This window comes from Subdoligranulum variabile (genome assembly GCF_025152575.1).
Lineage (GTDB): Bacteria > Bacillota > Clostridia > Oscillospirales > Ruminococcaceae > Gemmiger > Gemmiger variabilis.
Genome location: NZ_CP102293.1, coordinates 1674647 through 1687080, shown reverse-complemented (window position 1 = coordinate 1687080; position 12434 = coordinate 1674647). Strand labels below are relative to the sequence as shown.

Sequence of the window (12434 nt, the reverse complement as noted above, 5' to 3'; positions counted from 1 at the left end):
CCTTGTGTAGATTTGTGACTAGCTTTTGTCAGGGATTCCGGGTATTGTTGTGTCGGACCCGGAAAACCGTACAAACGAGTGTGAAAGGAGAAATGCCTATGGTATGGTCTCCTGCATCCGCTGGGGTGTGTAGCTCTTGGGAAAATACTTCCGCAGGATGTCGGCAGAAAGGGTCACTTTGTCGAGATCGCTTTTCTTTTCCTCGCCCATGATGATGCGCATCATATCGAGGGTCAAATGCCCCTCCTGACTGTATTTCTTGAGCCGCTGGGCCTGGGAAAGAGAGGGGGTAGCCTGTTCGCTGTCCATCGCGTCCAGCAAGTCCCGCTGTTCCTCTTTTTTGAGGAAAGACAGCTCGTAGGCCGGATTGAGCGCGATTTTCTTTTCATCCACCATATCCAGCAGTTCAGGGATCAGCTCCGTCAGGCGAATATAGCGTTGAATTTGATTTCGGCTCTGACCAACTTGCTCGGCCAAAATATCCCGCGACTTCTTTCCATCTGACTTGTGCCCAACTTGGGCACAAGTTAAATCGGACCGTTCCCCCTGGTGCTTCATGGCCTCCAGCTTCATCTTGTAAGCAAAGGCCCTCTCGCTGGGAAGCAGGCTTTCCCTCTGCAAGTTGCTGTCCACCATGATGATGGTGGCGGCATCATCGTCCAGGTCCCGGACAATGACCGGCATGGTTTCTTTCTCGGCCAGCTCACTGGCCCGGTGCCGCCTGTGACCGGCAACCAGCTCATAGCCGCCCTCCGGGTCCGGGCGGGCAATCGCCGGAACCAGAATACCATACTGCCGAACGCTGTCGGCGGTCTCCATCATGGCCTCGTCATCCTTGACTTTGAAGGGGTGGTTCTTGAAAGGATGCAGCTCAGACAGCGGGATTTCCCGTACTTTTTCCAGCTTGGCATCCTGGCGGCTTTCCTCGGTGGAAAACAAGTCATCGTATGGAGCCAGCTCTACTTTTTTCGCGCTGCTTTTCAAGTTTTATCACCTCCTGGGTCAGATTTTTGTACCCCTCGGCCACCTTGCCATTGGGGTCATGGGCGAAAATGCTCTTGCCCTCGGCGCTGATTTCCTTTGCCCGGACAGAATGGGGAATCTCGGTGCCGAATACCTTGATTTTGCTGCCGTAGGTCTCCCGCAGCAGGGCGGCAATCTCCTTGGCAAAGTTGGTGCGGTTATCCACCATCGTCAGCAATATGCCGTCGATCTGGAGCTTGGGATTGATCTGCCGCTTCACCTTGTTTACGGTCTGGAGCAGCTGTTCCAGGCCCTTGGCGGGCAGGTACTCGGCCTGGACGGGGATTATGACCCTGTTGGCGGCTGCCAGGGCATTGACCGTGAGCATACCCAGAGAAGGCTGGCAGTCAATCAGGATATGGGAATACTGTCCCTTGAGCGTGTCCAGATACTGCCGCAGGATGGTCTCACGGCTCATGGCGTTCACCAGAGAGACCTCCATGCCGGAGAGCTGGATGTCGGCGGGCATCAGGTCAACGCCCTCCGGGTGGTGCAGGATACCTTCGCCGGGGCGTAGCAGCTCGTCCATCAGGATATGGCCCATTGCGTCGGACAGGGTAAAGGGCAGCTTGTCCGGCTGGGGATGGCCCAGGCTGATGGTCAGGCTCCCTTGCGGGTCCCCGTCGATCAGCAGCACTTTCTTCCCGGCCTGCGCCAACCCGATCCCCAAGTTCGCGCAGGTGGTTGTCTTGCCAACGCCGCCTTTCTGGTTGGCGATGGCGATGATTTGCGTGTTCAATGACTTCACCTCATTTCTGATTGGTGTTGTCATGTGCCTGCACAGCAGTCCTGGAAATGACAAAAGCCGCCACTTGAAACAAGTGACGGCTTAGCCTAAATCCAATATTCTACTGTGCTTGAAATCAAAAGGCTTTGAGTTCCTTTCTGCTATTCATTTGTCGTTAATGAAACACCCCCTATAATTCGACTTATTTCAGCGTGATTTTTCGGTTTGGAAAAGGATGAAAAACCAGACTGAAAACCTCAAAACCCTTGATTCTACGGGGCTTTTCCGGTTTGTCGTAATTATACCGTAAGGGCACTCCTGCGCCAGCCTGCTGCTCAAGCAGGGCGTGCCCATGAAGCAGATCCAGGAATGGCTGGGCCACAGCGACATCTCTACCACGGCCAACATCTACGCCCACCTGGATTCTCAGTCAAAACAGCTGAGCGCCACCACGATGGAACGGGCGCTGCCGCTGCCGGAGGAGCTGCCGGAAAACCGGTGGTAATCCTACATTGGTTCAGAGCGCGAGCTCCCGACGCAGGTCGGTGAGCCAGACGGGCGGCGTATCGGTGGCGGGCAGCAGTTCCCCGTTGCGGTAGAAAGCCACCACCCGGAAGCCGTTGTCGTTGTCATAGAAGGTTGCCTCGTTGCACAACGGCAGCAGCTTGCCCAGGTCCCGGAAACGCCGGGCAAACCGGCGCTCCACGTCCTGGGTCGGGATGTCGTGGCCGCCGCGGGCCACCCGGTTGGCGATCCGCCGGACCGATTCCTCGGCAGTATCCAGGCCCACATAGTACAGTCGTACGGTGTAGCCCTTGTCCCGGGCCGCGCGGGCCATTTTGCGGGAGAAGCTGCCCGAAAGGGTGCTTTCCTCGGTGAAGTCAATGCCCTGGGCAAGGCAGTCCTGCAGTTTGGCAACGGCAGCCTGACCCCCGGCATACTCATCGCCGCCGTGCTGGGCGGTCAGTCTGTCGGGGTCCACGATAACGCCCAAGTCGTCCAAACAATCCTTCAGCACACCGGACAGGCTGCTCTTGCCTGCCCCGTTGACCCCGCCCACGATGGTAAATGTCGGCATAGCGCTTCCTCCCAAACGGCAAGGGGTTCTTGCCGTGAAAATACAAAAATACCCTCAGGAAGATTCCTGAGGGATTTGGCGGAGATGGTGGGAGTCGAACCCACGCGCCTCTCTCGAGACCTAAAGCATTTCGAGTGCTCCCTCTTACGACCTCTTGAGTACATCTCCATATTTAATTTTTCCAGCACCGCCTTGCAACCCTTTCGGAAAAATGCAAGATTTCGATGCAAGATAAGCGGATAATAACCGGATGCATACCCCGGGAAAATCCCGCCGTCACGCCATTCGCGGCGGACGAATCGGCCAGCGGGCTGCAAACTTTCGAGTGCGACCTCTTCGACCTCTTGAGTAATGCTCCATCTTCGCCGTTTCGCACGGCGTACAGTTCATTATAGCAAATACACGGCCCACTGTCAACGTTTGCCCCTCAGAACAGCCGCTGTTTCTGGGTGGGCTGGGGGTTGAAGGGGGTATCTTCGTGGTGGCGGCGGATGAAGACCTGCTTGGTCTTTTCCACGACGGTGCGGCCGTTGTGTTTGGGCACGGTGTAGAAGGTGCGGCTGATGTTGTAGTAGCCGCGCAGCCGCTGGACCAGGTACTGGGCCACGGCGGGCAGACAGTCGGTGTCCTCGATATTCTCGTAGTTGTAGTCGCCGTAGAGGAAGGGGATCTCGTCGTTGCCGGCGTAGAGGGTGATGCCCGCCTCATCCAGCACCACTTCCCGGATGACGCTCTGGTGCAGCCCGGCGGTGCCGCATTCGGCGGCCAGCTTGGCGGCGCGGGGGCGCTGGGCCAGGGGCACGCTCTGGGGGTCCAGTTTTTCGGTGCCGCGCTGGCCGATCTCCAGCAGGATATCCCGCATCATGCGGCTTTCCAGCAGGGGGCGGATGCGCTCGCGGGCGCGGGCTTGTTCGGTCTTGTTCTGAATGGCAGAGATCAGGCCCATACGGGCGCCTCCTTGTATTATAGAGTAGTAGTTATTAGAGCCCCTCTCCAAGGGCTGTGCTACACTGTAAGGGATGCTGTGGATTGGTTGGCGGCTCCTACCACAAGATGGTTCACGAAAGGTTCCAACCACAGCCCCTTACAATTTTGTTAATCAGTTAAATACCGCCAGACGGTTTATGTGGAACAAGGCTACAAAAGTAAGGTGTACTGTGGATGCAGCATCACATATTTTCTCTGGAGGTATTTGTTATGGTAGTTTCTGTTGGCATTGATGTCTCAAAAAACAAGCATGATTGCTTCATTGTAAGCTCAGAGGGTGAAGTCCTGGCGGATGTTTTTACTATCCCTAACAACATGGACGGTTTTTATGCTCTACTGGAAAAAATTCGAGCTTGTACTACACCGCAGGACAAAATAAAAGTAGGGCTTGAGGCAACCGGGCATTACAGCTACAACATTCTTGGGTTTCTTCTGGACAACGGTCTGGCCACCTATGTCTTGAATCCCTTACGCACGAATCTCTACCGGAAAAGTCTCAGCCTGCGAAAGACCAAGACCGACCGTGTAGATGCTCGAACCATTGCTGCTATGCTGTTATCCGATGTGGGCCTCAAACCCTACACGAATACAGCATATCACAACGAGGAACTAAAGTCACTCACCAGATACCGTTTTGACAAGGTGAAAGAACGAGCAAAGCTGAAAAGCTCAATTTCCAGACTGGTTTGCATTCTCTTCCCTGAACTGGAGAAGCTGGTGTCCTCTCTCCATTTGGCGACTGTCTACGCTCTGCTGGAAGAGTTTCCAGGTTCCAAACAGATTGCCAAGGCACACCTGACAAGGCTCAAAACCCTTTTGGGGAACGCCTCCAAAGGTCGCTACGGTCGGGATATGGCTGTTACTATCCGGAGCGCTGCTCAGAATTCTGTTGGGTCCTGTATGCCTGCCAAATCCCTGGAATTGCAACATACCATCCGGCTTATCCGTGAATTGGATGCTGAGATCGCTGAAATCGAGGCTGAAATTGAGACAATGATGGACAAGATACAGTCTCCCATTACAACTATCCCTGGCATGGGCTTTCGTATGGCTGCCATGATTCTTGCTGAAATCGGCGACTTCTCTCGGTTTGAGTCACCGGACAAATTATTGGCCTACGCCGGAATGTCGCCTTCTACTTACCAGTCCGGGCAGCTCAAAAATTGCTATCCCCACATGGAGAAGCGTGGCTCTCGATACTTACGCTACGCTCTTTACAACGCAGCCAAGTATGTATGTCACTGGGACCCAACCTTTGCTGCTTACCTTGCTAAGAAAAGAGATGAAGGCAAACACTACAATGTCGCACTTTCTCATGCCACCAAAAAGTTAGTTCGTCTGCTGTTTGCCCTGGAAAGATCCAGACAGCCTTATTGCAGCTTGGCGGCCTAATTCCATCTTGTTAGCCTACGCCGGGGTCCCTACGGACCTCTGCTTTGCTATACCTTTCTTGAACTATCTCTTTTCACCACCACCATTCATTTTTGGGGTTGACTTTTAATAGTTAATCTTTCGTTGGTGACAATTTGATTACAGTATACCACATTGGTAGCGGAAATAACAAGTCTGGCGCCCACAAAAAATGCCGCGCTTCCTGCGCGGCTGTTGTGGAAATTGGTCAGGGTTTTCCTTACCCTTCGGCGTGCTGGAAGCGGACGACGCCGGTACGGTCGAGGCCGACCATGACGGCGGGGATGAGCACCAGCTGGAGGATGATGCCGGGCACGGCGGTGAGCAGCGCGCCGGACAGGAAGGCCTGCAGGGTGAAGGCGTTGCCGGCCATACCCAGCAGGACGACTTCGGCCAGGCCCCAGACGAGGCGGCCGCCGACCATAGCCGCCAGCAGGCTGGCGTAGAGGGCTGCGAGGCCGCGCTTGTGGATGAGGGCGTAGACCAGGCCGATGATGAGGCCGTAGGCAGCCAGTTCAAAGGCCATGGCCAGGGCGACGGGGTACATGGGGGGCATGCCGAAGAGTACCGAGCGCAGCAGGGGGGCGACGAAGCCTACGACGAGGCCGTACTGCCAGCCGCAGATGAGGCCGCAGAACAGCACGGGGATGTGCATGGGCAGGAGCATGTTGCCGATGGCCGGGATGCCGCCGGTGACGATGGGCAGCACGAGGCAGAGGGCAAGGAACAGAGCCGACAGCACCAATTTGTGGGTTTTTGCGTGGGTATTCATAGAGGGGATCTCTCCTTATCAAAAAGTGTTCCGGCGCCGCCCTTCTGGGCAGCCGATGCCTTCCTGGCTTTTCTCAAAGGAACCTTTTTTTATTTTACACCGTCATGGCGGTGGTGTCCAGCACAAAATCGCAGTTTTTTTCGGGGTGACAGGCGGCCAAGTATCCTTCTTCCAGGGGGATCCAGCGTTTCTGGAAGTCGGCGAAGTGGGCGCCTTCCCGGGATTGCAGACGTTGGCGCTGGCAGTCCGGCGTGCAGGTGAGGAACACCCGGCAGGCGAAGGGGACGTTCAGGTGGGGATGGAGGGCGTAGCTGCCTTCCAGGATGGTGAGGGGCCGGGGCGGAAGGATGGCGGCGGTTTCCTGCAGAGCGCCCAGGCGGCAGACGTAGGGCCGGTACTGCGCCGTACGGCCGGCCAGCAGCGGGTCCAGCACTTCCTGGCGCAGGCGGGCGAAGTCCATATTGGCGCCGGGGTGGTCCATCCAGTCGGGGCGGCGGCGGGCGGGAGGCAGGTAGAAGTCGTCCATATGGAGGACGGTGCAGCCCAGTTCCCGGCCCAGAAAAGCAGCCAGGGTGGATTTGCCGCTGCCGCAGCGGCCGTCGATGGCCAGCAGGGCGGGCCGGTCGGAGGACTGCAGGGTCCGGGCGGCGGCCAGCACGGGGGCGGCCGCGGCGAAGAGGGCGGCGCTCATGATTCCAGGGCCCGCAGGGCCAGGGTCACGGCGCTTTGCAGGTATTCTTCCAGGCGGCAGTCCTGGGTACCGGCGATCTGGACGCCGCAGTGGGAGGACGGGACGAGGATCTTTTCGGCCTCCGACCCCGAGACCGCCGACGCCATCCGGGGCGATACCTCGCCCATGATGCCGTTGGCCAGGATCATCCCGATGGGACCCAGGATGAGGTCCGCCCGGGAGGCGTTGTACACCACGGCGTTTTCGCCGGTGGCGCCGCGGCGGGCGCCGGCTTTGAGCATGGCGTTGGTGGCCAGCACGTTGGTGCCCACGGCCAGCAGGTCACAGTCGGCGGGCAGCACGGGCGCCAGCATCTTGATGAGCTGGGTGCCCATGCCGCCCCCCTGCCCGTCCAGGACCAGTACGATTCTCTTGGAATTCATCCTCTATCTCCTTTTCTCTTCTTTCTTTAGAAAGAAAGAAGCAAAGAAATTTCAATATTTTCCCCGGGGATGGGTTCTCCCCCGGATCAGCACAATACCCGTGGATTCCGCGTCCCCGCCATCTTTCTCTTTAGAAAGAAAGAAGCAAAGAAATTTCAATATTTTCCCCGGGGATGGGTTCTTCCCCGGACCAGCACAATACCCGTGGTTTCCGCGTCCCCGCCTCCCCTGTCCCCGTATTCCGGTGGGAGTTTCTTCGGTTCCTTCTTTGCAAAGAAGGAACAAAACAAAGAAGGAACAAAAGCAAAGAAGGGACAAAACAAAGAAAAAGCGCGGCCCTTGTCAGGCCGCGCAGAGTGTGCAATATTGCTTATTCAGCCTGGATTGCACCGGTGGGGCAAACGCCCTCGCAAGCGCCGCAATCGATGCAGGAACCAGCATCGACCACCGCCTTGTCCTCCATGCTGATCGCACCGACGGGGCAGGTGTCAACACATGCACCGCAAGCAACGCACTCGCTGGAAACGGTATGAGCCATCGTGAACTCCTTATCTCCGTGCTGATTGATGTCCCGTACCGGCCCTGCACGGCTGCTTCCCGGTATGGTGCCACGGCGGGTACAAGCCCCGCCGCGTTACAGATAGTGTAACACATTGCATAAAAATTCGCAAGGGCTGCGGTCTGAAAAATTTCTCCAAAAAAGGGGAAAATGCTCAGTCCTGTTCAGGGTCGGGAGCCTTGGGGACGCGCTTGCCGCCCCGCAGATAGACGCATTCTTCCCGCTTGTAGACGCGGGGTGCGAGGATCTCCACATTGGAGCGGACCTTCAGCGTTCCGGCCACCACGTTGACTTCCAGGACGGTGCCCTCGCCGTCGGGGGTGCGGACGATGCTGCCCGGGGTGGGGGTGATGGAATTGAGGTACTCATAGCTCTTCTGTTCGTAGGCCAGGCAGCACATGAGGCGGCCGCAGGCGCCGCTGATCTTGGCGGGGTTGAGGCTGAGGCCCTGTTCCTTGGCCATCTTGATGGAGACGGGCTGGAAATTCTTCAGAAAGCGGCTGCAGCAGAAAGGCTGACCGCACAGGCCCAGCCCGCCCAGCATCTTGCTTTCGTCCCGCACGCCGATCTGGCGCAGTTCGATGCGGGTGTGGAACTGGGCGGCCAGGTCCTTGACCAGCTCCCGGAAATCCACCCGGTTGTCGGCGGTGAAGTAAAAGACCAGCTTGCTGCGGTCCAGGGTATATTCGGCGTCCACCAGTTTCATCTTGAGGTCGTGGGCGGCGATGCGCTGTTCGCAGATCTGGAACGCCCGCTGCACGTCGGCGCGGTTCTGGCGCATGCGGCGCACATCCACGGCGTCGGCCACCCGGATCACCGGTTTGACCTCCCGGGAGAAGCCCGGCACCTCGTGGGGGCCGCGGACCACCTCGCCGCACTCGGTGCCGCGGGCGGTGGTGACGATGACGAAGTCCCCTTCCTTCACCTGAAATTCGCCGGGATCAAAGTAGTAGGCCCGGCCGTTCTCTTTGAATTTTACGGAAATCACTTTCATTGGCATAGTCCTTTGTTGTTAGGCGATGCGGGCGGCCAGCAGCGCCACCGCCAGCCGCAGATTGCCGTTGGCGGTGACGGCGCGGCGGGTCTCGGCGCCGGCGCGCAGGATGTCGGCGGCGGCCTGGGGGCGTATGCCGCCGCAGGAGGCACCGTATTCCGGGCGGCGCAGCACGGCGCTGCACAGCTGGTCCAGCTGCCACAAGAGCGCCAGGAATCCTTCCCGGTCGCGCTCGTATTTCGTCACCAGGGCCAGGGCGCGGTAGGTATCGTTCTGGGCCGCATAGCCGCACAGTTCCTTGGCCTGGGCCAGGGCGGTGCGGGCGTCGGCCTCCCGCCAGGCCCGCAGGGCGGTGCCGATGTGTCCCTCGTAGACGAAGGCCAGCTCGTCGGCCAGGGGGGCGGGCATGCCGCGGTCCCGCAGCAGGGCGGCGCACTCGGCGGCGGGCACCGGGGCGATGGTGTAGGCGGCGCAGCGGCTGCGGATGGTGGGCAGCACGGTAGCGGCGCTGGTGGCGGTGAGCAGGAAGAGGACCCCCTCGGGGGGTTCCTCGATGATCTTCAGCATGGCGTTGGCGGAGGACCCGTTGAGGTTCTGGGCGCCGTAGATGAAGAGCACGCGGCCCGCCGCGTCGGTGGAGAGGGCGGAATGCTGGATGGCCTCCCGCATTTCCCGCACCCGCTTGACGGGGATCTGGCCGCTGGCGCCCTCCCCCTGCAGGACGAGGCACTCGGTGTCCTCCTGTTTGAGGACGGCCTCGGCGTGGGGGCCGCCCTGGGGGTAGAGGTAGTCGGCGGCCAGACACCGGGCGGCGAACCCGGCGCCGCAGCCCGCCTCACCGATGAGCAGCACGGCATGCGGCAGCCGGCCGGTGCGCAGCGCGGCGCCCAGCTCGGCTTTGAGGGCGGTATTGCCGGCCAGACGGTCCAGCATCACAGCTTTTCGAACCGCTCCACGTTGGTGACGATGACGGTGGCGCCGCCCACGGTGACTTCCATGGGCATGGCGCTCTCGATGCCCAGGCCCAGGGTGGCGGTGCCGGGGACGATCTCGGTGCGCTGCTTGCAGAACTGGGAGATGATGCCGATGCACTCATCCACCTTTTCATCCTCGGTGCAGATGAGCAGGGTCATGTTGCCGGCCATGAGGAATCCGCCGGTGGTAGCCAGGCGGGTGACGTAGAACTTGTGTTTGAGCAGTTCGTTGCAGACGGCGCGGGAATCTTCCTTATTGACGATCGCGGTGATGAGTTTCATACAAAAAACCTCCTTATGTCGCGCGATTTTATACCTTACCAGCGGTTGTTGCGGTTATTGCGGTTGTTCCAGTCCCGGCGGCGCTTCCAGCTGAAGACGGTCTCCTTGCACCAGGAGAACACCTCGGGGCCGAGGAAGGCCACGAAACCGGCCATACCCAGCACGAGGCTGACGCGGTTGGCGAAATTGCTGGTGATAAACTGCAGCAGCCACAGGGCCAGTTCAAACCAGCCCAGGTACTTCATTTTGAGGGGGATGATGCCCCAGAGCAGGACTTCCTGGTTGGGCCACATCCAGCAGTAGGCGAAGAGCATGCTGAGGTAGACGCCGCTGGGGCCGCCGGCGCCGGTGAGGAAGGCGCCGATCCAGGTGCCCACGGTGCCCAGCAGCAGATAGAGGGTGATGCGGAAATCGCCCCAGTAGCGGGTCAGGGAGTTGCCGATCCAGAAATAGAAGAAGAGGTTGAGGATGCCCAGCAGGCTGCCCAGCCAGATGGGCTGGAACAGGAAGGTGACGAGGCGCCAGACCTGGCCGTGGAGGACGGCATCCCGGTCCAGGGAGATGGCCGTTCCCAGCCGCCAGTTGATGATGAGGATGAAGAGCCCCACGGCCAGCTGTCCCACGATGAGGGCGTTGACGAGATACGGGATCCCGTACCGGCCGAAGCGGCGTTCCAGGGTATCGATCCAGTGCATGGGCAGGTCCTCCTGAACGTTTGGAATAGTTCTGTTTATTGTACCATTTTTGGGCGGGAAGTGCAACTGTTCCCTGTCGAAGGAGGGCGGCGTTCAGCCCAGCACGGCAAGGTTTTGGGCATCTCCGGCGCCGGTGTGGTGCAAAGCGGTGCCGTCGGCGGCCAGGGCCGCGGCGGCCTCCAGAAAGGCGGGGGTGACTTCCTCGCCGGGGGCCAGCAGCGGCACCCCGGGGGGATAGGCCCAGACGTACTCGGCGGCGGTTTTTCCCGCGGCGTCGGCCAGGGGGCAGCGCACCGCCGGGCGGTCCAGGGCCTCGGCGATGGTGCAGCGGGCGGCGCCGGGGGCGGGCAGCAGGGCCCCCGCCCGGGGCGGCGGCGGGGCGGTCTCGTCCCGCCGGGTGAGGAAATCCGCCAGCCGGTCGAGAGCGTCCGCGTCGTCGCAGGGGCTCGACATGGCCAGCACGTTGGGGCCGCAGACCATCTCCGGCTCGAAGCCGGCCCCCCGCAGGTCGGCGGCTCCCGCCGCGCCGATGCGCAGCAAAATCTTGCCGTCGTCATAGCCGTAAAAGTCCTGCCGTTCGGCCCCGAGGCCCAGCACCGGGGTGTGGTGCCATGGCCGGGCCGCGGCGGCGAACCGGTCCAGCCGCTGCCGCCAGGCGGCGAAGGCGGCGGGGCCTTCGGTGGCCAGCCAGCCGGTGCAGCCGTCCAGGCTGACGAGGAGCGGATAGCTGGGGGAGCTGGTCTCGAAGACGTCCAGCTGCCGTTCCACGGCGGCGGGGTCGATGCGGGTACCGTTGAGATGCAGCCAGGCGGTCTGGGTCAGGCTGGGCAGCGTCTTGTGGGCGCTCTGCACGACGAGGTCGGCCCCGGCCGCCACGGCGCCGCCCCGCCAGCCGCAGGGTTCGGCCAGAGGCAGATAGTGGGCGCCGTGGGCCTCGTCCACGAGGAGGGGCACGCCCCGGGCGTGGCAGAGGTCCGCGATGGCCTTGAGGTCGCTCTGGACGCCCTCGTAGGTGGGGCTGGTCAAAATGACGCACCGCACGGCGGGGTGGGCGTCCAGGGCGGCGGCCACCGCGGCGGGGGGCACGCTGCCGTAGACGCCGAAGTCCGGCACCACGGGGGGCGTCAGATAGTGGGCGGTGAGGCGGCCCAGCTCGAGGGCGTGGTAGACGGCCTTGTGGCAGTTGCGGGCCACCAGGACCTCGCTGCCGAAGGGGGCGGCGGCGCGGATGCCCGCCAGCAGCCCCACGGTGGAGCCGCCCACCAGGTACCAGCACCGGGCGGAGCCGTAGAGGGCGGCGGTGCGGCTCATGGCGTCGGCCAGGATACCGTCGGCGTCGTGGAGGTCGTCGGCGCCCTGGATCTCGGTGAGGTCGAAGGCGTAACATCCCAGCCCCGGCGCAGGAGCCGTCCGCCGCTTGTGCCCCGGCATGTGCAAGGGATACCGCGCCGCGGCCAGCGCTTCACATTGTTGTTGTAAGATAGATTGCATAGTCTTTGTTCCTTTTTTGCAAACCTACTTTCTTTGCAAAGAAAGTAGGCAAAGAAACTCCCATATCATAATCCGGGAATCCCGCACCACCATCCGGCGGGGATAAATCCCCGCCCTACAGACAAACCAAAATGGGATGCGCCGGGGTGCGGTGGGAAATTTCCCGTTCCCGGTCAGGGCCCGTCCGCGAAGGCGGGCGGGGTTTCAGAACGCGGAGACCGGATGAGCTTGCACCGCAGCCACGGGCGGGCCGGGTCGGTGAGCTTGCACCGCCGTGATAAATCAAATCGTCTCGGGCGACATCCCCAGACCTCCGGGGTTTCTTAAGG

At 60.7% G+C, this 12434-nt stretch carries 14 protein-coding genes, 1 tRNA gene and 1 pseudogene; 2 read left to right on the top strand and 14 right to left on the bottom strand.

What is annotated here, in order from left to right; genetic code table 11:
* Positions 1 to 96: 96 nt before the first annotated feature.
* Together NQ490_RS08060 and NQ490_RS08055 are read right to left on the bottom strand one after the other, a co-directional pair.
* Positions 97 to 984 carry a ParB/RepB/Spo0J family partition protein gene (locus NQ490_RS08060; RefSeq protein ID WP_050764734.1) on the bottom strand — a complete coding sequence of 296 codons (888 nt, stop codon included), beginning with the start codon at positions 982 to 984 and terminating at the stop codon, positions 97 to 99.
* Positions 941 to 1762, bottom strand: a complete 822-nt coding sequence (locus NQ490_RS08055; RefSeq protein ID WP_040918390.1) for a ParA family protein — start codon at positions 1760 to 1762, stop codon at positions 941 to 943. Before NQ490_RS08055 ends, NQ490_RS08060 begins: the two co-directional genes overlap by 44 nt.
* A 301-nt stretch (positions 1763 to 2063) precedes the next feature.
* Here NQ490_RS08055 and NQ490_RS08050 point away from each other — a divergent pair.
* Positions 2064 to 2255: pseudogene (locus tag NQ490_RS08050) on the top strand (tyrosine-type recombinase/integrase); the annotation flags it as partial.
* Between the two features lie 12 nt (positions 2256 to 2267).
* On the opposite strand, the gene NQ490_RS08045 reads toward NQ490_RS08050, so the two are convergent.
* The 3 genes from NQ490_RS08045 to NQ490_RS08035 form a co-directional block, all read right to left on the bottom strand.
* Positions 2268 to 2828, bottom strand: coding sequence for a zeta toxin family protein (locus tag NQ490_RS08045; protein ID WP_007047949.1), 561 nt, complete (start codon positions 2826 to 2828; stop codon positions 2268 to 2270).
* Between the two features lie 76 nt (positions 2829 to 2904).
* A tRNA-Ser gene (locus NQ490_RS08040) sits at positions 2905 to 2996 on the bottom strand.
* 259 nt (positions 2997 to 3255) lie between these two features.
* Positions 3256 to 3774 (bottom strand): hypothetical protein, encoded by a 519-nt coding sequence (locus NQ490_RS08035; protein ID WP_007047950.1) that lies wholly within the window; start codon positions 3772 to 3774, stop codon positions 3256 to 3258.
* A gap of 251 nt (positions 3775 to 4025) precedes the next feature.
* Here NQ490_RS08035 and NQ490_RS08030 point away from each other — a divergent pair, with 251 nt between their 5' ends.
* Positions 4026 to 5207 (top strand): IS110 family RNA-guided transposase, encoded by a 1182-nt coding sequence (locus NQ490_RS08030; protein ID WP_040917863.1) that lies wholly within the window; start codon positions 4026 to 4028, stop codon positions 5205 to 5207.
* A gap of 238 nt (positions 5208 to 5445) precedes the next feature.
* On the opposite strand, the gene NQ490_RS08025 is transcribed toward NQ490_RS08030, so the two are convergent.
* The 9 genes from NQ490_RS08025 to NQ490_RS07985 form a co-directional block, all read right to left on the bottom strand.
* The gene (locus NQ490_RS08025; RefSeq protein ID WP_007047951.1) at positions 5446 to 5997 is read right to left on the bottom strand and encodes an ECF transporter S component; all 552 of its coding nucleotides are present in this window, start codon (positions 5995 to 5997) and stop codon (positions 5446 to 5448) included.
* Positions 5998 to 6091: 94 nt separating this feature from the next.
* Positions 6092 to 6688 carry a uridine kinase family protein gene (locus tag NQ490_RS08020; protein WP_007047952.1) on the bottom strand — a complete coding sequence of 199 codons (597 nt, stop codon included), beginning with the start codon at positions 6686 to 6688 and terminating at the stop codon, positions 6092 to 6094.
* A complete protein-coding gene (locus NQ490_RS08015; protein ID WP_007047953.1) occupies positions 6685 to 7110 on the bottom strand; it encodes a DUF3842 family protein in 426 nt (141 codons plus the stop codon). Before NQ490_RS08015 ends, NQ490_RS08020 begins: the two co-directional genes overlap by 4 nt.
* A 370-nt stretch (positions 7111 to 7480) precedes the next feature.
* On the bottom strand, positions 7481 to 7648 hold the full coding sequence (locus NQ490_RS08010; RefSeq protein ID WP_040918392.1) for a DUF362 domain-containing protein: 168 nt from the start codon (positions 7646 to 7648) through the stop codon (positions 7481 to 7483).
* Positions 7649 to 7823: 175 nt separating this feature from the next.
* Entirely contained in the window at positions 7824 to 8663 is an 840-nt protein-coding gene (locus NQ490_RS08005; RefSeq protein WP_007047955.1) for a PSP1 domain-containing protein, read from the bottom strand.
* A gap of 18 nt (positions 8664 to 8681) precedes the next feature.
* Positions 8682 to 9596, bottom strand: coding sequence for a hypothetical protein (locus tag NQ490_RS08000; protein WP_259951049.1), 915 nt, complete (start codon positions 9594 to 9596; stop codon positions 8682 to 8684).
* Positions 9596 to 9919, bottom strand: a complete 324-nt coding sequence (locus NQ490_RS07995) for a cyclic-di-AMP receptor (RefSeq protein WP_007047957.1) — start codon at positions 9917 to 9919, stop codon at positions 9596 to 9598. Before NQ490_RS07995 ends, NQ490_RS08000 begins: the two co-directional genes overlap by 1 nt.
* A gap of 35 nt (positions 9920 to 9954) precedes the next feature.
* Entirely contained in the window at positions 9955 to 10614 is a 660-nt protein-coding gene (locus NQ490_RS07990; RefSeq protein WP_007047958.1) for a rhomboid family intramembrane serine protease, read from the bottom strand.
* A 93-nt stretch (positions 10615 to 10707) separates the two neighbouring features.
* Positions 10708 to 12105: an aminotransferase class I/II-fold pyridoxal phosphate-dependent enzyme gene (locus NQ490_RS07985; RefSeq protein ID WP_259951048.1), complete on the bottom strand. Its 1398-nt coding sequence runs from the start codon at positions 12103 to 12105 to the stop codon at positions 10708 to 10710.
* Positions 12106 to 12434: the final 329 nt, after the last annotated feature.